The organism is Bacillus sp. DX4.1, from assembly GCF_030348195.1.
GTDB lineage: Bacteria > Bacillota > Bacilli > Bacillales > Bacillaceae_G > Bacillus_A.
Map to the genome: position 1 here is coordinate 4,611,129 of NZ_JAUCFT010000008.1, position 19,629 is coordinate 4,630,757.

At 36.8% G+C, this 19,629-nt stretch carries 17 protein-coding genes; 4 read left to right on the forward strand and 13 right to left on the reverse strand.

Going from position 1 to position 19,629, the window contains the following annotated elements; all coding sequences use genetic code 11:
• Positions 1 to 8 precede the first annotated feature (8 nt).
• Positions 9 to 830, reverse strand: a complete 822-nt coding sequence (locus QUF99_RS26590) for an ATP-binding protein (RefSeq protein WP_289374079.1) — start codon at positions 828 to 830, stop codon at positions 9 to 11.
• A gap of 703 nt (positions 831 to 1,533) precedes the next feature.
• Here QUF99_RS26590 and QUF99_RS26595 point away from each other — a divergent pair.
• Positions 1,534 to 2,829: a hydroxymethylglutaryl-CoA reductase, degradative gene (locus QUF99_RS26595; protein ID WP_289374080.1), complete on the forward strand. Its 1,296-nt coding sequence runs from the start codon at positions 1,534 to 1,536 to the stop codon at positions 2,827 to 2,829.
• Positions 2,830 to 2,950: 121 nt separating this feature from the next.
• Here QUF99_RS26595 and QUF99_RS26600 read toward each other — a convergent pair whose 3' ends face one another.
• Positions 2,951 to 4,126, reverse strand: a complete 1,176-nt coding sequence (locus QUF99_RS26600) for a hydroxymethylglutaryl-CoA synthase (RefSeq protein WP_289374081.1) — start codon at positions 4,124 to 4,126, stop codon at positions 2,951 to 2,953.
• Positions 4,127 to 4,563: 437 nt separating this feature from the next.
• On the opposite strand from QUF99_RS26600, the gene QUF99_RS26605 reads away from it, so the two are divergent.
• Positions 4,564 to 5,751 (forward strand): acetyl-CoA C-acetyltransferase, encoded by a 1,188-nt coding sequence (locus QUF99_RS26605; protein WP_289374082.1) that lies wholly within the window; start codon positions 4,564 to 4,566, stop codon positions 5,749 to 5,751.
• A gap of 105 nt (positions 5,752 to 5,856) precedes the next feature.
• Here QUF99_RS26605 and QUF99_RS26610 read toward each other — a convergent pair whose 3' ends face one another.
• The 10 genes from QUF99_RS26610 to QUF99_RS26655 all read right to left on the reverse strand — a co-directional run bounded on the left by QUF99_RS26610 (position 5,857) and on the right by QUF99_RS26655 (position 16,304).
• Positions 5,857 to 6,408 (reverse strand): cob(I)yrinic acid a,c-diamide adenosyltransferase, encoded by a 552-nt coding sequence (locus QUF99_RS26610; protein WP_289374083.1) that lies wholly within the window; start codon positions 6,406 to 6,408, stop codon positions 5,857 to 5,859.
• A 34-nt stretch (positions 6,409 to 6,442) separates the two neighbouring features.
• Complete coding sequence (nrdJ, locus tag QUF99_RS26615; RefSeq protein ID WP_289374085.1) at positions 6,443 to 8,494, reverse strand: ribonucleoside-triphosphate reductase, adenosylcobalamin-dependent; 2,052 nt, start codon at positions 8,492 to 8,494, stop codon at positions 6,443 to 6,445.
• Positions 8,495 to 8,852: 358 nt separating this feature from the next.
• Complete coding sequence (locus QUF99_RS26620) at positions 8,853 to 9,554, reverse strand: Crp/Fnr family transcriptional regulator (protein WP_289374087.1); 702 nt, start codon at positions 9,552 to 9,554, stop codon at positions 8,853 to 8,855.
• Between the two features lie 207 nt (positions 9,555 to 9,761).
• Entirely contained in the window at positions 9,762 to 9,920 is a 159-nt protein-coding gene (locus QUF99_RS26625) for a hypothetical protein (RefSeq protein ID WP_289374089.1), read from the reverse strand.
• 24 nt (positions 9,921 to 9,944) lie between these two features.
• Positions 9,945 to 10,154, reverse strand: a complete 210-nt coding sequence (locus tag QUF99_RS26630) for a heavy-metal-associated domain-containing protein (protein WP_289374091.1) — start codon at positions 10,152 to 10,154, stop codon at positions 9,945 to 9,947.
• Complete coding sequence (locus tag QUF99_RS26635; protein ID WP_289374092.1) at positions 10,151 to 10,417, reverse strand: flavodoxin domain-containing protein; 267 nt, start codon at positions 10,415 to 10,417, stop codon at positions 10,151 to 10,153. Before QUF99_RS26635 ends, QUF99_RS26630 begins: the two co-directional genes overlap by 4 nt.
• 375 nt (positions 10,418 to 10,792) lie before the next feature.
• Positions 10,793 to 12,688, reverse strand: a complete 1,896-nt coding sequence (locus QUF99_RS26640) for a heavy metal translocating P-type ATPase (RefSeq protein WP_289374094.1) — start codon at positions 12,686 to 12,688, stop codon at positions 10,793 to 10,795.
• A 703-nt stretch (positions 12,689 to 13,391) separates the two neighbouring features.
• Entirely contained in the window at positions 13,392 to 14,681 is a 1,290-nt protein-coding gene (locus QUF99_RS26645) for a C40 family peptidase (RefSeq protein ID WP_289374096.1), read from the reverse strand.
• A 296-nt stretch (positions 14,682 to 14,977) separates the two neighbouring features.
• The gene (locus QUF99_RS26650; protein ID WP_289374098.1) at positions 14,978 to 15,292 is read right to left on the reverse strand and encodes a winged helix-turn-helix transcriptional regulator; all 315 of its coding nucleotides are present in this window, start codon (positions 15,290 to 15,292) and stop codon (positions 14,978 to 14,980) included.
• Positions 15,293 to 15,461: 169 nt separating this feature from the next.
• Positions 15,462 to 16,304, reverse strand: coding sequence for a DegV family protein (locus QUF99_RS26655; protein ID WP_289374100.1), 843 nt, complete (start codon positions 16,302 to 16,304; stop codon positions 15,462 to 15,464).
• Between the two features lie 240 nt (positions 16,305 to 16,544).
• On the opposite strand from QUF99_RS26655, the gene QUF99_RS26660 reads away from it, so the two are divergent.
• Together QUF99_RS26660 and QUF99_RS26665 are read left to right on the forward strand one after the other, a co-directional pair.
• Positions 16,545 to 17,189 carry a YigZ family protein gene (locus QUF99_RS26660; protein WP_289374101.1) on the forward strand — a complete coding sequence of 215 codons (645 nt, stop codon included), beginning with the start codon at positions 16,545 to 16,547 and terminating at the stop codon, positions 17,187 to 17,189.
• 25 nt (positions 17,190 to 17,214) lie between these two features.
• Positions 17,215 to 18,315: an LCP family protein gene (locus QUF99_RS26665; RefSeq protein WP_289374103.1), complete on the forward strand. Its 1,101-nt coding sequence runs from the start codon at positions 17,215 to 17,217 to the stop codon at positions 18,313 to 18,315.
• 168 nt (positions 18,316 to 18,483) lie between these two features.
• Here QUF99_RS26665 and wecB read toward each other — a convergent pair whose 3' ends face one another.
• Positions 18,484 to 19,599 carry a non-hydrolyzing UDP-N-acetylglucosamine 2-epimerase gene (gene wecB, locus QUF99_RS26670; protein ID WP_289374105.1) on the reverse strand — a complete coding sequence of 372 codons (1,116 nt, stop codon included), beginning with the start codon at positions 19,597 to 19,599 and terminating at the stop codon, positions 18,484 to 18,486.
• Between the last annotated feature and the right edge of the window lie 30 nt (positions 19,600 to 19,629).

Genomic DNA, 19,629 nt, shown 5'->3' on the forward strand with positions numbered 1-19,629 from the left:
TCAATTACCTACCAATCATCCTCTAACAGTTCTTTCAAACGATAGCTATGCCTACCTTGTATTTTTATAATGTTCTGTTTTGACATACCTTGGATCAAACGGTCCGTAATTTTAGGCCCATATTCCAAATATATGTCTTCGATCTCCAGATTGGTTGTCACAAGAAGGCTTTTTGATAATCTGGAATTGAGGATAGTGAACAATAATTCCTTCGTCCATGGTGTGTCCCCCTCTGCTCCTAAATCATCAAGTATTAACAAATCCACTTCAGCAATTGCCCGCATGATTTCCAATTCTGTAAAAACACTATCTTTTGACCAAGAAGACTTAATCATATGTTTTAGTGTTGGAACTTCTAAAAATAAATAAGTTTTTTGTAATTTTGTTTCGACAATCTTGCTTATTCCCACTGACAAGTGTGACTTTCCTAACCCTGATTCTCCATAATAAATGGCACGAGCTATTTTATTTTGAGCTAATTGTTCAATGAACTCAATGGCTTTTTTAACTGCGTGAGATTGAGAATCATTATGAGGAGAGTAATTTTGCAAGGTTGCATGTATTAAAGAATGGTTAATTGTGGATAGCTCTTTAAAATATTTAATTTTTGTTCTTATAGCCGTTTCTAATGCTTGTTTTGCTAAATAGCAACTGCATTCCTCCGTTACGGCAGTACATTTACCTTTATTCGGACCGCCTACCAGCTTCACTCTGTAGGTTTTAAGCTCTCGACCACAATTCTTACATGGTTCAGCCTTTATAATTTCTCTGTTTAAGTTCATCTCGTTTACACCGAAAAGTGTTTTTGTCATATCTAAAATTCGTCTCATATTCTCTCCAGCTTTCTACCCTTGCGGCAATCGATCCATTACATGGGAACTTTACATGTTTCCCTCATTAAATAATGAAGTCACATGAGTCGTAGAATATTCCTCTCCTTACTATTTATTGATGGAGATTTCTCGGTTCTGGTGCTATATCGTCGTATTTAATACGTTGTTTCATTTCTATTACCTCGTGCAAATAAAGCATTTTATTTTCTAAAACATGGAGAATTGGTTTCGTATGAAGCTGATACTATATATATCCATTTTGATTTTCCGACATATAAGCCGCGACTATGGATAACAAAAGGTGACCTGCACTCGTTTTCTCTCTTTGTTTTCACTATGTCTGGGCAGGAAAAGGATCTGACCGCTTCTATGCATGGCCGGATGCTCTCTCCCACCTAAAAAGAATGGTTTTATGTTGGTTTTTTAATTTGTATTTATATAACTTTTAAACTCCACATGTAAAATGATACACCATCATACGAAAATTATTTTTGACCTATATCAAGTTATTGATTTTTTTTTTATGAAACAATGAGAGTAGCTTTTTTTAGCTACTTTCCATTAAAATTAGTCGCTTCATTTTATAGACTAAAATGAATGTACTATTTTTTTACTATTTTCAAGTTCTACTGTTCGGTTTTGAAGGAGCTTTTGCACAGAAAGGTTTGTTTTTTACATAAACAAATCGGAAGGAGAAAAAATGGAGAAAAAATATTTAAATAAATTTTATAAAAAAAATCGTGTTGAGAGAATTGAGGGATTAGCTTTAGCTAAAGTTATCTCTAAAGAAGATGCTATGCTCTTAAAAGATGGATTACAACTACCCGCAGAAGTTGCTGATCATATGATTGAAAATCAAATTACAACTTATGAACTGCCGCTCGGTGTAGCTTTACATTTTTTAATTGATCAAAAGGAATATGTTGTACCAATGGCCGTCGAGGAACCTTCAGTCATCGCAGCAGCCAGTTCCGCGGCTAAAATTATTAATCAAGCAGGTGGTTTTCAAACGATCATTCAAAAACGCACCATGATTGGGCAGGTAGCTTTAAAGGATATTCCAGATATGACATATGCCAAAAAAATATTAATAGAACACAAGGCAGACATTATACGAAAAGCAAATGAAGCACATCCTTCCATTGTGAAACGAGACGGCGGGGCAAAAGAAGTCATAATTCGACCTATTGCCGCAGATGAAAAAGCAAATACGCCTTCCTTTTTAGTCGTCCATCTCCATATTGAAACTATGGAAGCAATGGGAGCAAATATCATTGACACAATGGTTGAAGCCATTAAACCCTATCTGGAGGAGTTAACAAATGGAACAGCCTTAATGGGGATTCTCTCCAACTATGCAACAGAATGTTTAGCCACGGCGAGCTGTCATATTCCTGTTTCTTTACTGAAAAAAGGAGACTATTCTGGCGAAGAGGTGCGGGACCGAATCATTGAGGCCTGTCAACTTGCTATTGTTGATCCATACAGGGCTGTCACCCATAACAAAGGCATTATGAATGGGATTGATCCAGTCGTTTTGGCATCGGGAAACGATTGGCGGGCTATTGAGGCAGGAGCTCATGCCTATGCTGCACGGTCTGGACAATACCGCTCCCTATCAACTTGGAGTAAGGCAGAAAACGGAGATTTAATGGGCAGTCTGACCATTCCCTTGCCAATTGGTGCCGTTGGTGGTTCCATTAACATCCATCCTGCTGCCCAATTTAGCAAGCAACTGTTAGGCTACCAAAGTGCGAAAGAATTAGAATCAATTATTGTTTCAGTTGGACTCGGACAAAACTTTTCAGCCATTAAAGCACTTGTAACCGAAGGAATCCAAAAAGGACATATGGGTCTTCAAGCGAAATCTCTTGCCATTCATGCCGGAGCTAAAGGTAAGGAGATCGACTATGTTTCAGAAAAATTAAAGCAACAAAAAAACATGAACTTAGCTACTGCAAAAGAAATTTTAAAGAAACTAAAATCAGACGATTAAAGGAGAAATGCTGATAGGCTATGTTTCTAAGTTAAAAAAGATGGCATCCCTAAGTCAAATCATCGACTTAAGGATGCCATCTTTTTAATTGTTTTTATCCCGCTATTCGCGGGCAGTAATATTAAAGTTTCACTTTATTCACATACTGACGCATATGCTCATTTATCCCTGCTAAGCAAATCACAGCCGGATCTTTTTCAATAGGCAATATCACACTTGAACCATCAATGAGTAAAGTTTCTTGGAATATTTCTTCGTACTCGGAAATGCTGACTTCTCTACGTTCTGACAATAATTTCGCATGTTGATCAGTACGTAAAACATCCCGATAATGAGGTTGTAGAATGCCAGAAAAGAACTCGCCAACCGACCCTGAGCCATAGCTGTATAGGCCAATTCTTGAACCTGCTTCGATGTCTGTATTTAATTCAAGTAAGGAAAGCAGACTCAAATACAAAGCACCTGTATAAATGTTACCAACAACCTTGTTATAACTCTTGCTGATTTCAAATTTGGCTAATAGTCGTTCTCGATCTGCGTCCGTTCCCTCATCAATTACTGTTCTTAATGCTTTCAAGCCCATCTTTGTATAAGGTAAATGGAAACAAATAGATTCAAAATTTTTTAGTTCGAACCCTGTTTTCTTCTTATACTGCCCCCAAACATTTTGGAAAAAGGCAATGTATTGTTTAACAGAATACTCGCCTTGGACAAAAGCCGTATCAGAGTATAAAGGACGCCAAAAGTCCATAACATCTTCTGTATAATAAGCACTTGAATCTTCTATAGTCATGATCCTCGGATTGGCACTCATTAAAATTGCAACAGCTCCGGCTCCTTGGGTAACTTCTCCAGGTGTTCCTAAGCCATATTTGGAAATATCCGAACCCAGAACCAGCACTTTACTTTCTGGATTTAATGCAATATGTCCTTTTGCCATTTGGATGCCAGCTGTAGCCCCATAGCAAGCTTCTTTTACTTCGATCGAGCGTGCATTAGGATTTAATCCTAATAAATGATGAACATAAATGGCTGCTGCTTTTGAATTGTCAATGCCCGATTCCGTAGCAAAAATGACAAAATCAATTTTCTCCTTATCATCTTCGTCCAAAATTTCCAATACTGCGTTAGCCGCTAAAGTAACGGCATCCTGTGTAATGGGAGAAACAGCCATTTTTTCCTGTCCAATACCAATGGTGATTTTCTCTGGTTCCTCATTTCTTGCAACAGCCAATTTATTCATATCAACATACAGATGTGGAGTATAAAAGCTGATTTTATCAATTCCTATTTTCAAATACATTCAGACCTTTCTATATTATATTTTCATAAAATATACTGAAGCCTTTTTCATTCGTAATCAGCTTTACTATACTAAATGGATCATCCTAGTTACTTGAGCTAGATCAAGTATTTAAAACATTACAAGCATTAAAATAGTAGTATGAAAAAAAGAGAAAGTAGAATGTCAAAAACAGTTAAAGAATTTTGGTTTCAATAAAGTGAAACTTTAATCAGTGGGGGGGTCCTTCATCCCCCACTGATTATTAGTTGAACCAATCGGGCTTTTACGGGCAGTTATCCTCCACCTCTCTTCCTCGCTTTACTCTGAATCTTGAGGTGAGGGTATTACTGCCCGTTAATGCGGGATAAAGGAATAACAGACCTAAAAACTAACTTAGCAATTGAAGAATACACTTTTAAGAATCTTGATATAAAGGAGCGGATTATGAAATGGAAGAAGTTGCAATTATTAGTGCTGTTCGCACTCCCATCGGAAAGTTTGGGGGCAGCTTAAAAAATATATCTGCTGAAACATTAGGTGCATTGACGGTGAAGGAAGCCATCCGCAGAGCCTGCATCTCCACACAAGAAGTAGAGTCTGTTATTTTCGGCAATGTTTTGCAAGCAGGACTTGGTCAAAATATAGCACGGCAAATTGCAGTACGCGCGGGTATACCCTATGAAGCACCTGCTATGACAATCAATGAAGTTTGTGGTTCGGGTCTAAAGTCTGTCATTCTGGGTAATCAGGCTATTCAATTAGGAGAAGCAGATATCGTTGTCGTGGGCGGAACAGAAAATATGTCCCAGTCTCCGTATCTTTTGCCTAATCATCGCTGGGATCACGAATCAGGTGATACATACATGATCGATAGTATTTTACATGATGGCCTCACCGATGCCTTTGAGCAAATTCATATGGGAGTAACAGCTGAAAATTTAGCCGAAAGATTTCGTATTTCTCGTGAAGAACAAGATCAATTTGCTTTACATTCACAAAAAAAAGCTATAAACGCGAAAAGAAGCAACAAATTTAAAGAGGAAATCATACCCGTAAAAATTAAAAATGCTATAGGGGCAGAAGGCTTATTTAGCGAGGATGAATATGTCCGCCAAGATACGACTATGGAAGGTTTGCAGAAACTTAAACCAGCCTTTATCGAAAATGGGACAGTCACTGCAGGTAATTCTTCTGGTATTAATGATTGTGCGGCAGCTCTTGTCCTCATGAGGAAATCAATAGCCGAAGCAAGAAATATCCCTTATTTAGCAACGATAAAGGGTTATACAGAAATCGGAATGGATCCGTCCCTAATGGGATACGCTCCATACTATTCCATCCGTAAGCTAATAGATAAAACGGACATAACTTTAGACGATATTGATCTCTTTGAATTAAATGAGGCCTTTGCTTCCCAAAGTATCGCCGTAATAAGAGACTTAAACATTGATGAAGCAAAAGTAAATGTTAATGGTGGTGCCATAGCATTAGGGCATCCCATTGGAGCATCTGGTGCAAGAATACTTGTTACCTTGTTATACGAAATGCAAAAAAAAGCATCTCATTTAGGGCTTGCATCTCTATGTGTAGGTGGCGGAATTGGCATTTCTATGTTAGTTGAGCATGGAAAGAAATGATCTTAACGAATTTACTAGCCAAACGGAATCTAAAAAAGGGAGAATCATGACAATTCTCCCTCAATGGTTCGTTACAACATGTGATCAACAATAATTTATAGAACCTTAGCTTTTATGTAGTACTTTTTCAGAAAAGCCAAGCATTACATTCACAAAACGAGCGGTTACAAATAATAAATCCGAAAGCCTGTTTAAATAAGAAAGCACAACAGGATTTACTCCATCTCCCAATGAAACCACACATCGCTCCGCTCTTCTAGCAGTTGTCCGGGCTACATGAAAGGCAGCACCTGCAGGATGGCCTCCTGGTAAAATAAAATTCGTTAATGGCGGAAGCGTTATATCCCATTCATCAATTTGTTGTTCCAATTCTTCAACATCTGAATAGGAAACCGTCCATTTCACCTCTTTTCCTTTAGGTGTAGCAAGCTCTGCTCCAACATGGAAAAGATTGGTTTGTATTTTATGATATACATCTTCCAATTTATCTTTTCCAAGAAAACTTTCTCCATTTAAATAACTGAGAGCTAATCCAATCATGGAATTCGTTTCATCACAGGTCCCATAAGCTTCTACTCGGGCATCATTTTTCGCAACCCTTGACCCATAGATAAGGGAAGTTGTTCCCTTATCTCCTGTTTTTGTATATATTTTCATTAGTAATACCCCCACTGATCAAAGTTTCACTTTATTATCTAATTGGACAAACTCCATTTTCGCAACCTTCTTCTCCAATGTCTAAATCGACTTCTTTTAACTCGTATTTCGTTAGTAATGAAGCATCAAAAGGCTTCATGTTTTCTTTTCGTTCCTCATATTCCCCTTTTGAAATTTTTTCATATGGCATTAATGGATATACACTGTCGTATAAAGATAAGAAAGATACGGCCACAAAGGAATCCCAATTATTCCAAACCCATTCTTCGACTTCATCCCATTCCTCTTCTCGCACGGTTACCGTAATTGATGTGTTATGCTCAACATATTCTTCTTGAAACATTTTATATGTTTCTAATTGCTCAATAGCCGATACATCATGTTTCGTCACTTTTGCAGGAGAGTGGACAGGGAATTCAACGACAAGCGTAGATGCGTTATCCCATGTTTGTCCATTCTCAGGAAATACAGGATAATTCAATTCTTGCACGACCTTTGCTAATGGATCGAAAGCAGAGATGCGTACTCTACGGATGTAATAGTCTGCATGTGAACGATGTACGCCTGAAGATACAGTTGGCAAGCAAGAAATCGTACCTTCTGGCTTTACAGTTGTTGCTAATAGAGGGTGATTGACACCTAATTCATCAGCATAACTGTTTGATTCATTCCGAACAATCTCTTTTAAATGACGTAATAAGATACGTTGTTCTTTTATGGATAAATGAACAGCATCAACCATATCAAACCAACCTGTTACAGAACAACCAAGTAAGCGGTCTTTCTTCTGTTGTTCGTTCCAAAGAGGCATTTCTAACTCGACTAATGTCATACGAAGACCAATACGAGCAGATAATTGAAATGCTCTATATAACCCCTGTATGTCTAACACACCATCTTTAACAAAGGCAAGTACATTCACTGTAGATAAGTTACACAGACCCTTGTTTGCAAGGATGATTTCAGCACATGGATTAAGACCCTCTGCATCTTTTCTACGCTTACGAGCAGATTCAGCATTGATGAGCCCTCGTTCTCCAGTCAATTGCATATTTTTAAATGATTGATGTAGTTGAGCTCTGGTTGGTTTCTTTTCAAAAAAAATAGAATTATTCGATACAGTACGGTGTTCAATCTCTATATCAATTTTCCATTCACCATCTACTTCTTTAAAAAGATTTGTTTTTGCTAATTCAATATCCGTATCTTCTAATGCAGAAAGATTGATTTCAGCAGTTCTTCTTACACCACCTGAGACCACGTTTTCTCCAATGATGTTACCAATATCTAATGCATGAATAGGGATTAGTTTACCATTCGCCTTTTTCATGATTTTATCAATCTTAAGGAACATTCGTTTCAGGCTTGTATGTCCACTGGCTTTTCCACCGAAGCGAACAAGTTTCTCCCCTTTTGGTCGCACACTATCATAATTTAATTCGATATCGGTAATGAGTTGATATTCTTTTTTCGTCAAGATATCAAAATAAAGACCTAATGATTGAACCCAACCTTCTTTGCTATCGCCAACGTGAATCGTTGCTTTATTTCCGTTCATTTTGAGAAAAGAAAATTCTTTTCGAAGATCTTTAGGGACAGGGGTGTAATTTCGATGTGATAGAACAACCTCTGTTCGATAATTTGGAAGTTTGTCTACATCATTAGGCATTGTACGAAACCCAACACCACTACCAATCATGAGTAAATAGAACAACTCAGTAAAAGCATCAAACCCATCAATCACTAAGAAAGAGCAATTAAAATTAGCCGTAGGGTACATTTCTGATACAGGTGTCCCTCCAATCCACATTGTACGACCACTTGTAAACTGCTTGAGATGGAACATATTATCGAACAATTCTTCCGCTTCTTCTTTTAGCTTATCCATATTTGCATTTGGATTGTGTTTTAGCTCTAATCCAATATTGTAATTTATCACTCGCTCAAGTGTTTCTACCCATGTTTCTCTTCTTTGTTCGGAAGGTAACCACCTACTATAAGTACGGGTATATACAAAGGAACCTAAATCGGTCATTTGTGTTTGTTTATTTTTGTAGTTAGCAAGAAATTCTTTTGATAAAAACATAGCAATAGCTCCTTTTTTTATGAAAATATTTGTGATACTTTTTTACTCATTTTATAATTTCCCCAATCCCGATTTTCCTCTTATTGTATAAGAAATACCCTATAGAATAGACTTTTTTAAGCATCTACTCTATAGGGTACATTTTAAATTTCCCTCTCCTTCAAATCTTAGATGTGCCCTTTCTCTCTCATGCTGTAGTATTCGGCATTGGCACTCACAATCAGGTTGTACATACTTTAATTTAGTTGCCTAATTTTTTAAAAACACAAGTTGAAATTCGGTAAGCTTAAATATTTTATTTAGCAATTATGAAATTGACTCAATTAAGAAGCTTTAGCTTCTATTATATTTTTGTCTCTCAGACAAGCAACAATCCATCTAAATCTAAAATTTCAATTTTTTTATGTGCTTTCTGTTTGATATAACCTTGCATCTCAAGGTCAGATAACTTACGGCTAATGGTTTCAGGAGATGTTCCCAAATAAGAAGCTAAATCCTTTCTACTCATGGGCAGTGTCAACTCGGTTGATTGATCATCACTTAAACATTCGGCTAAGAAATGTGCCAACCGTGTTTCTACTTTCTCAGTCGCGAATCTAGTCATCTGTTTTTCCGACTGTTCTAGTCGATTTGAAAATTCGTTTAGTATTTTTAATGAAATGGATGGGTATTTTAAAAGTAATTCTTGCAAGTCTGACTGCTTAATCATGCAAACATTGGTTTCTTCCATTGCTTCTGCAAATGATTCATAAAAATCCTTCTTAAATAAAGCAAGCTCGCCTGTGAACTCTCCTGGGCTTAAAATCCGAACCAGCTGTTCTTTTCCTGATTCAGAAAGTCGATAAATCTTAATCTTTCCCTTACTTACAATATAAAGGGTATCAGCTTGATCGCCTGCATGGTAAATGATTGCCCCTTTTTTGTACGAAATCGATTGAGCTGCTGCCATAATTTCATCCATTTGTTTGCTTTCTAAATGATTAAATATTGGAACCAACGAAACGCACGTATGATGACCACAATGAGCATTGTTATGGGTATGAATATTTTTTATTTCCATAGTCATCTCTCCTTATTTTGAATGAATGCTGTCTGATAAAGTGAAACTTTAATCAGTGGGAGTTCTCTTCATCTCCCACTGATTATTAGCCCTGACCAATCGGGCTTTTACGGGCAGTTTATCCCCCACCTAACTTCTTTGCTTTCGCTGAATTTTGAGGTGGGGGTATTACTGCCCGTTAATGCGGGATAAATGTCGTCTTGTTTTTTACCTTCTTCTATCATTTCCTAGGTATAATTGTAACATCCCAAAATATGATTTTTTTAAATTGAAATCGCCCGCTTTTTCACGGTTGATTGCGTACTTCGCAACCTCTTCTGAAATAATGATATCCCCAGCAATTAAGGATCGGTCCAATTTAATCATATAACGCGTCACAGCAAGAAAATTTTAATCAAATATACGAAATGTTAATTTTTGTATTTTATCGTTAATTTCCTCGGATTGGATGATATTTTCATTAAAGTTTATTTCCATTTTTCCGCTTCCTGATATAATCTTCACTTGTTCAACTCCACGGTATTTTTTCATCCTTCTTTTTATTTTCCCGATGCATCCGATACAGGCAACATCGTTTAATTCCAATTGAACGGTACTCATTTAAGTGAAATACCTCCCATTCTTCCCACAAAGGATTGGCCGAATTGGATACATTGTTCCTTCTCAGAATATGCCTTTGCAAGATCTATTTTCAATCCATCAAAGACCACTGCACCTAATTTAGCCAATTTATATGTTAAAGTATCGACCGCTCTCCCCCAATGTTCATAGGAAGAATCACATGATCCAAAAGAAACAGCTATTTTTTCATTTAAATCTAATCCGCTCATACTTGCATAAGCAATTAAAGAAGTAGCATTCATGATAAAAACACCTCTTATTTTTTCTTTTATTTTAATTGAGAGTCAATCTCAATAACCTTGATCTATATCAAGAAAAGCAAAGAATTGGTGTCCATCACATCAATAAATTTTTAAAGAAGAGAAAATAGAGGTATCTCTTCCTCTACCTCTATCAAAATGAACTTTCATTTGTATATAAATCCATTTTGATTTTTCGACATATAAGCCGCGGCTATGGATAACAAAAGGTGACCTGCACTCGTTTTCTCTCTTTGCTTTCACTTGGCATGGGGCAGGAAAAGGATCTGACCGCTTCTATGCATAGGCGGATGCTCTCTCCCATCTAAAAAGAAGGGTTTTATGTCGGTTTTTTAATTTGTATTTATATAATTTTGATTATGCATATACAGCTTGTAATTCTGTTTCTACTTTTGTGCTCCTATGATTAAATCTAACTAATCTCATCGCATTCAAAATAACAAGTAATACGCTGGCTTCATGAAGAAACATACCGAATGCTAAATGTACAGATCCATTTAATACGCCAAGTAGTAAAACAAAGACAATTCCAACTGCGAAATAAGTGTTTTGTTTCATGTTACGAATTGTTGCTTTTGATAGAGAGTAAGCATGCGAGAGTTGCGTAAGCTTATCGGCCATTAGAACGACGTCAGCCGTTTCCATTGAAATATCTGTACCACCTTCGCCCATCGCTAAGCCGATATCAGCTGTCGCAATCGCAGGCGCATCGTTAATTCCATCCCCAGCCATTGCCACGACAAGGCCTTTTTCCTTTAAATTTTTCACGTATTCTACTTTGTCTTCTGGTAATAATTCTGCATGGTATTCATCTAATCTTAGTTTTTTTGCCACTAATTCAGCTGTATGCTGATTATCACCAGTCAACATGATAATTTTCTTAATACCATTTTTCCTCATTTCTGCTAGAGCTCTCGGTGCATCTTCACGAATCTGGTCAGCAATCGAGAACACACCTGCAACTTGGCCGTCTACTGCTGCAAAAATAGCGGTGTTCCCAGCCTTTTCACGGTCGGCTGAATAGTTCGCAATGACATTTGAAAGCTCAATGTTTTCACTGTTCAATAATTTACGGTTACCAATCACTAAGACATGGCCCTCAACCTTTGCACGAATTCCCTTTCCTTTAATGACTTCAGCAACTTCAGGTTCACTCGTAACGTTTAAGTTTCGTGCCTTTGCTTCTTTGACAATCGTTTGACCTAAATGATGCTCTGAAATAGTTTCAGCCTGTGCCACTAATCTTAGTAATTCATTAGCATCTATGGTTTGAAATGTTTGAATATCAGTGACCTCTGGTTTCCCTTTTGTTAAAGTACCTGTTTTATCAAAGACGAGTATGTCCACTTTCGAGAATTTATCCATGATTTCTCCGCCCTTAATCAGAACACCATTTTTAGCTCCATTCCCAATTCCAGCAACGTTTGAAACCGGCGCTCCAATAACCAAGGCGCCCGGACAAGCAATTACAAGGAATGTGATGGCAATTTGAAGATCTCTTGTCAAGACAAAGACTAGAATCGATAAGATAACAACCGCTGGTGTATATACATCGGAAAATTTATCAAGAAATTTTTCCGTTTTTGATTTTGACTCTTGTGCTTCTTCCACTAATTCAATAATTTTTGCAAAAGTTGTATCATCGCCAACCTTTTCTGCGACCATTTCAATATAACCATTATCAACAAGCGTTCCACTAAAGACCTTATCATCTAATTTTTTCAATACAGGTACTGATTCACCTGTTACGGCTGCTTCATTTAATGATGCTTGACCAGATAAGATCCTTCCATCAACTGGAACCTTTCCACCTGAGCGAATAACCACTCGGTCTCCTTCGACTACTTCTTCAATCGGAATTTTTATATTATTTCCATTACGGATAACGATGGCTTCTTGTGGGGCCATATCGACTAATTCCTTTAGAGATGAACGTGTTTTTTCCAATGTACGTGCTTCTAGATAATCCCCCAATAAGAATAACAATGTAACAACTGCTGACTCTGTATACTCTTGAATATAAAGAGCACCAATTACTGCAATTGTTACCAACAACTCAATACTAAAAGCTTTCATACGTAATGATTGATAGGCCTTTATTGTAATTGGAATACTAGCGATTATTGTTCCAATGATTAGGATTATATTTTTGATATCACCATTTCCAATTGCTCCAGTAGCAAAACCAATTACGATTAATATAAATGAAATTGCAGTAATATAATTTTTATTTTTATATATGGTTTTAATCATTTTTTCTCCCCCTTATTTAGCCAATTTATTTTATTGAACCGGGTACCAAGCTCTTCAGAATTTTTTCTAATTATTCTACAGATGCCTTTGTTTCATCGAATTTGTCTGGGCTTTTCCTAATCTAGGAAAAACTTTGATCGATATGACTTCGTTTGATGCTTTAACTAATTATCAATTTTTTACCGCAATCAACACACCCGATTTTTACCAATTGAAAAAGCCCTTTCGCCAAATTGGTTACTTCTTTCTTTTGTTTTTTTATTTCTGCTCTTTACACTCCTATGATACGGTTCTTTCCTTTTAAAAGAGATGACCATCATCAAGTATGTTTATCTTTTTTCTAAATTCTTGAACTACATGATACTAAATAAATCCATTTTGATTTTTCGACATATAAGCCGCGGCTATGGATAACAAAAGGTGACCTGCACTCGTTTTCTCTCTTTGTTTTCACTATGTCTGGGCAGGAAAAGGATCTGACCGCTTCTATGCATGGCCGGATGCTCTCTCCCACCTAAAGAGAAGGGGTTTATGTCGGTTTTTTAATTTGTATTTATATAAATATGAAGGGCACAAAAGGTTTCGCCTGTGAACTACGATCAAATTCTTGCAAAAGTTGAAGAAAAAATAAAAAAAGCCGATAACCTACTTTTAAAATAGTAAGCTATCGACTTTATACACATATTTTATTTAGTTAAAAATCTTATAATCTACCGTAACCTAAGAAATGAGATTGGTTATAACTGCTGTTCAAGCTAGAGTATGCAATCCCTTTATCACCAGCGTGAATCATTTGTCCGTTACCAACATAAATGCCAATATGAGATGGACCTGCTTTATACGTACCTTGGAAGAATACTAAATCCCCAGGTTGTGGGCTAGATAATTTTTGAACAGAATTCCAGTAACCCGCAACATCTTGACGACCTACACCATAAATGTAAGAAATGAAACCACTGCAGTCAAAACCACCATTTGATGGAGATGCACTACCCCAAACATATGGCATACCAAGATATTGTTGTGCTTTACCAATTACACCACCTGTTACAGGTTTCTCTGGTGCTGGGGCTGGCGCTGGTTTAGGTTTTTCTTTTCCAGCTTCAGCTTGTCCACCACCATTATTTGCTGGAGCTGGGGCTGGAGCAGTCGGTTGTGGTGCCGGTGCTGCTGGTGCTTGCGCTGGTGCTGCTGGTGCTTGCTCTGCTTGTTTCTGCGCTGCTGCTTCTTGTGCTGCTTTTTCTTGCGCTTCTTTCTCAGCTAAGCTTTGTAAGTATAACGCTTGTTTTTCAAGCTCTTTTAATTGATTTTCTGTGCTTGTCATGCCGTTTACAACTGTATCCATCTTACCGCTTAAATCATTTACTGCTGTTTGTTTTTTCGCTTTTTCAGCGTCAAGTTCTTTCTTAGCATCTTCGATTTTTACTTGTGCTTCTTTTAATTCTTTTTGTTTTTCTTTTACAAGTTCAACATCTTTTTTCACGTTCGCTTGATCTTCTTGTTGTGTTTTCATGATATCTTCATCAGATTCAAAAATTTTAGAAACAGAAGTTAAACGATCTACCAAATCAGCGATGTTTTTAGAGCCTACAACAACTTCTGTTACAACATTCGTATTTGGTTGCTCTTGAAGTGCGACTAAACGTTTTCTTAAAAGCTCTTCACGCTTTGCAATTTTCGTTTGCAATTTTGCGATATCGTTATTTTTTGTATCGATTAATTTTTGTGTCTCTTCAACTTTTTTTGTTGTGTCTGCAAGTTTTGATTCGTTCTCTTGGACAGACTTATCTAAACCTTCAACTGTTTTATTTAATTCGTTCATTTGTTTTTGAAGCTCATCACGTTCTTGTTGTTGTTTATGTAAAGTGTCATTTTGCGAGTTAATTTCTGTTTTTACGTCCTCAATCTTTTCCGCAAATACATTTGGTGTTACTACTGAAAACATCATAAATCCTGCCGCTAATGCGCAAGATGCGATTTTTAGTTTTTTCATTTTGTTTTTTACACCGCTTTCTTTTTGTTTTTTCCGTATTTATCTACTAAAATTTATACCATAATCCGGGAGTTTTTTTATCAATGTTACGTGTTTGTAAAATAAATGTAATATTACGTTTGTAATTTCTTGGAATAATTCTAGTGATTTTGTTTTATTTTGTAGAATCCTAAGAAAATATCATGACCTTTTTTCTTATTCCAAAGCTCTTTAAAAATAAAAATATTTTTATGGAAATGTCATTCCTTTGTTACACAAATAAAAAGGTGTAAGGAAACTTCCTCACACCTTTTTTATTATTTCACCCATTTTTCAGCCCAATTTTGGACTTCATTCATAACATCTTCTAACGCTTTACCTTTATCTGTTAACCCGTATTCAATACGAACAGGCACTTCTGGATAAACCGAACGTACGACTACACCTTCACTCTCTAATTCCTTTAAACGCTCCGATAACATACGATCGCTCATATTTGGGATAATATCCGCAATTTCTCGAAATCGCTTCGGCTCTTCTAACAAAGATTTAATAATTAACCCCGTCCACTTTTTACTTAGAAGTGTAAAAGCCGATTCAAACTTTGGACATAAACAAGAATTATGCTCCATACGTTTCACCTCTCCTCTATTATAAAATAGTTTCTTATAAAAAGTAAGTAATAAAACTTTCCGTATGAAAGATTATGTATATTTTATCACTTCCAAATCTTAACTTGTCAAATACACATACATCTATCTGCAAAAAACTCTCTACAACAAGAGAGCTTTTGCATTTCTATTATTTTGTATACCATCCCAAACCGAGTGCTCCCTCTCCTAAATGCGTTCCAATTACTGCACCAAAATAACTGATGCGAATTGTAACATGAGGGTACTTTTCTTGTAATTCTTGCTGCCATTCTTTTGCTTCCTCTTCACGATTCGCATGAATAATAACAGCTTCCATCGGTACACCTTTACTTGCTTGCTCATCAAGAATTTCAACGATACGCTTCAATGCTTTTTTACGCGTACGAATTTTTTCAAACGGAATAATGATTTTATCTCTAAAATATAAGACTGGTTTCACTTGTAATAGACTGCCGATAAACGCCTGCGCGCTATTTAAACGGCCGCCGCGCTGCAAATGATGCAAATCATCCACAACAAAATAAGCATCCATTGTTTGTTTCATTTCATCAAATCGAGCTAAAATTTCTTCTGGCGTTTTCCCTTCGCTTGCCATTTTTGCACCTTCACGCACATAGAACCCTTGCACTTCACAACTAATTTCAGAATCATACGTATATACGTTTATTCCTTCAGCCATTTGTCCAGCTGCCGTTGCTGTTTGATATGTACCGCTAATTCCACTTGAAAGATGGATACTAATAACAGCATCATATTCTTTTGCTAGTTCTTCAAATTTCTCTACAAATTTCCCAATAGCTGGTTGGGAAGTCTTTGGAAGTTCTCCATGTTCACGCACTTTCACATAAAAATCATCCGCTGTAATTTCTGCTTCCTCCTGATAAGAATCTGTACCAAAAATAACATTTAATGGAATCATGTGTATATTAAGTGCTTCACGAATATGCTTCGGTATATATGCTGTACTATCAGTAACAATAGCTATTCTCATTTTCGTACCCACCCTATAAAAAAGTTTTTATTATCCAATTGTACATAAAAATAGGAAATGGCGCATTAATGTATAAAAAATGCTAATTTAAGATTATAATAAACATTTCAACAATTTACAACAAAAAGCTTAAATTTATAATAAAAATTGCTATATTTCTACAAAAAATGTTTGAATCTGAAAACCAGCCCTTTTACAATAAAAAGTACTGGTCATTTTGAAAGATAGGGGCGTATACCATTGTTATTACAATATTTAACAATAAAAGACTACGGTGAACACGAGATTATTATTCAAAAGTCACGGTTCATTTGCTATGTAAGCCGGGCTACAACAGAAGACGAAGCACAAGAATTTATTCAAAAGATAAAAAAGCAACACTGGAATGCAACGCATAACTGCTCTGCCTATTTAATTGGAGAACATGATCAAATCCAAAAGGCGAATGATGATGGTGAACCAAGTGGTACAGCCGGCGTACCGATTTTAGAAGTATTAAAAAAACGTCATCTAAAAGACACAGTTGTTGTGATCACACGTTATTTTGGCGGCATTAAACTTGGCGCTGGTGGTTTAATTCGCGCGTATGGAAAATGTACAAGTGAAGGTGTGAATCACGTAGGTGTTGTGGAGCGTAAGTTGATGCGTGTCATGAAGACAGAAGTAGATTATACATTACTCGGAAAAGTTGAAAACGAATTACGTCACTCCGCTGCTTACGCACTTAAAGATATACATTACCTAGAAAACGTAACGTTTGACACCTATGTAGAAGAAGACAAAAAGCAAGCATTCACAGAGTGGATGATTGAACTAACAAATGGGAAATGTACAATTAAAGAAAACGATATGCTGTATTTAGAGCAGGATATAGCAAAACAATAATTTATAAAATAAAAGGAGATCATGTATGGAAGAGCGTTATTATCATCTCCAAAAAAGAAGAGTTAAAAAGAAACGGAGACGCAAATTGTTCATCTTTCTCATTTTCACTAGCCTGATCGGTAGCGGAGTACTCTATTTCTTTAATTCCTACTCTTCTCTTATGGGAATATATAGTGGATTTACTCGTGATAAGTCAAAATTACGTGCGGGAGATGTAGAAATTACAAAAGAACCTTTCAGTATACTCATTATGGGAATTGAAGATTATGCAACAGGTGGACAAAATGGACGGACGGACTCCCTCATGATGGCAACAGTTAATCCGAAAACGAAACATATTTCACTCATGAGTATTCCACGTGATTCCCGCGTTACCATTGCAGGAAAAAATCAAAAAGATAAGATAAACGCCGCACATGCTTACGGCGGAGAAAAAATGGCATTGGAAACTGTCGAAAACTTTTTAGGCGTGCCTGTAGATCATTATATTAAAATTGACTTCAAAGGCTTTAAAGGTATTGTCGATGCCGTTGGTGGCATTACTGTTGATGTTCCTTTCGATTTTTGGGAACGTTCTGATGTAGATTATTACAAAAAAATCAACTTTAAACAAGGGAAGCAAGAGCTGGATGGCGAAGAAGCATTGGCCTATGTCCGCATGCGAAAACAAGATCCAAACGGAGATTATGGACGCGCTGCAAGACAACGGCAAGCACTTGCTGCGGTGGTACACAAATTAAACTCTGCTTCGACAGTCTTTAAAATTAAAGATTTAACAACCGTAATCGGCAAATATGTAAAAACCGATATACCTATATCTGATGGACTTGCATTATATAACAAGTTGTCCGGATTTGATCCTTCTAGCATACAAACAGTTAAATTAGAGGGTGAAGACAAAAAGCTAAACGATGTGTATTACTTTATTCCAGATGAAATGAGCCTACAAGCTGTTCGTCATACATTTATGCAAAACTTAGAACAAGAACAATCAAACACAAACACAAACACAAACACAAACACAAACACAAACGAGAATACACCGACGAACTCATCTCATAAAAAACAAGAACAATCATCATCTAACAGTACGAATACAGAATGGCAAATGAAGACAGGTTCTTGAATAAAGTGAAACTTTATTCAGTGGGATTTTCTTCATCCCCCACCTAACTTCTTTGCTTTTTGCTGAACATTGAGGTGGGGGATTACCGCCCGCAAATAGCGGGATAAAAAAAGAGCTGATTCTAGTACCAATATAGCGGTATTTGAATCAGCTCTTTTTGTTTGTTTTTTATTTATTGAAATACTGTAAGATCGCTTCAACAATACGTTCGGACGCATGGCCATCACCGTAAGGATTCGATGCCTGTGCCATTGTATCATGCGCTTCTTTGTCTGATAACAATTCATCTGCTAGCGTAAAGATTGTTTCTTCTTCTGTACCAGCTAGCTTTAATGTGCCAGCTTCAATACCTTCCGGACGTTCTGTCGTATCACGAAGAACAAGAACCGGTACACCAAGTGAAGGTGCTTCTTCTTGTACACCGCCAGAGTCCGTTAACATTAAGTATGAACGTGCTGCAACGTTATGGAAATCAATTACATCAAGTGGTTCAATTAAATGAATGCGGTTATGATCCCCTAAAATCTCACTTGCTGTTTCACGAACAACAGGATTCATATGAACCGGATACACAACTTGCACATCTTCATGCTTTTCAACAAGACGTTTAATCGCACGGAACATATTACGCATTGGTTCACCTAAGTTTTCTCGGCGGTGCGCTGTCATTAATACAAGACGATCATTTCCAAGCTGATCTAATATCGGATGACTATATTCTTCTTTTACTGTTGTTTTTAGCGCGTCAATTGCTGTATTTCCTGTTACGAAAATACGTGCTTCATTTTTATTTTCTTGTTGTAAGTTCGTTGCTGATTTTGCTGTAGGAGAGAAATGAAGATCTGCCATTACACCTGTTAATTGGCGGTTCATTTCTTCCGGATATGGAGAATATTTATCCCACGTACGAAGCCCTGCTTCAACGTGACCGACTGGAATTTGATTGTAGAATGCAGCGAGACTCGCAATAAACGTCGTTGTTGTATCCCCGTGCACAAGAACGATATCTGGTTTCGCTTCTTTCATTACTTTATCTAGACCTTCTAAACCACGTGTTGTAATATCAATTAATGTTTGACGATCTTTCATGATATTCAAATCAAAATCTGGCGTAACACCAAAGATTTCTAATACTTGGTCTAACATTTGGCGATGCTGCGCCGTTACCGTTACAATCGGTTCGATTTGCTCTGGGTGTTTTTGCAACTCTAGCACAAGAGGTGCCATCTTAATTGCTTCTGGACGCGTCCCAAAAATCGTCATCACTTTCAAACGTTGTGTCATTTCATTGCCCCTTTTCTCTCGCTAAATAAC

What these genes read in the sequence shown, in the direction of transcription:
- QUF99_RS26590 (WP_289374079.1), bottom strand. Translation starts at nt 830, where the DNA reads ATGAGACGAATTTTAGATATGACAAAAACACTTTTCGGTGTAAACGAG.
- QUF99_RS26595 (WP_289374080.1), top strand. Translation starts at nt 1,534, where the DNA reads ATGGAGAAAAAATATTTAAATAAATTTTATAAAAAAAATCGTGTTGAG.
- QUF99_RS26605 (WP_289374082.1), top strand. Translation starts at nt 4,564, where the DNA reads ATGGAAGAAGTTGCAATTATTAGTGCTGTTCGCACTCCCATCGGAAAG.
- QUF99_RS26610 (WP_289374083.1), bottom strand. Translation starts at nt 6,408, where the DNA reads ATGAAAATATATACAAAAACAGGAGATAAGGGAACAACTTCCCTTATC.
- nrdJ (WP_289374085.1), bottom strand. Translation starts at nt 8,494, where the DNA reads ATGTTTTTATCAAAAGAATTTCTTGCTAACTACAAAAATAAACAAACA.
- QUF99_RS26620 (WP_289374087.1), bottom strand. Translation starts at nt 9,554, where the DNA reads ATGGAAATAAAAAATATTCATACCCATAACAATGCTCATTGTGGTCAT.
- QUF99_RS26625 (WP_289374089.1), bottom strand. Translation starts at nt 9,920, where the DNA reads ATGATTAAATTGGACCGATCCTTAATTGCTGGGGATATCATTATTTCA.
- QUF99_RS26630 (WP_289374091.1), bottom strand. Translation starts at nt 10,154, where the DNA reads ATGAGTACCGTTCAATTGGAATTAAACGATGTTGCCTGTATCGGATGC.
- QUF99_RS26635 (WP_289374092.1), bottom strand. Translation starts at nt 10,417, where the DNA reads ATGAATGCTACTTCTTTAATTGCTTATGCAAGTATGAGCGGATTAGAT.
- QUF99_RS26640 (WP_289374094.1), bottom strand. Translation starts at nt 12,688, where the DNA reads ATGATTAAAACCATATATAAAAATAAAAATTATATTACTGCAATTTCA.
- QUF99_RS26645 (WP_289374096.1), bottom strand. Translation starts at nt 14,681, where the DNA reads ATGAAAAAACTAAAAATCGCATCTTGCGCATTAGCGGCAGGATTTATG.
- QUF99_RS26650 (WP_289374098.1), bottom strand. Translation starts at nt 15,292, where the DNA reads ATGGAGCATAATTCTTGTTTATGTCCAAAGTTTGAATCGGCTTTTACA.
- QUF99_RS26655 (WP_289374100.1), bottom strand. Translation starts at nt 16,304, where the DNA reads ATGAGAATAGCTATTGTTACTGATAGTACAGCATATATACCGAAGCAT.
- QUF99_RS26665 (WP_289374103.1), top strand. Translation starts at nt 17,215, where the DNA reads ATGGAAGAGCGTTATTATCATCTCCAAAAAAGAAGAGTTAAAAAGAAA.
- wecB (WP_289374105.1), bottom strand. Translation starts at nt 19,599, where the DNA reads ATGACACAACGTTTGAAAGTGATGACGATTTTTGGGACGCGTCCAGAA.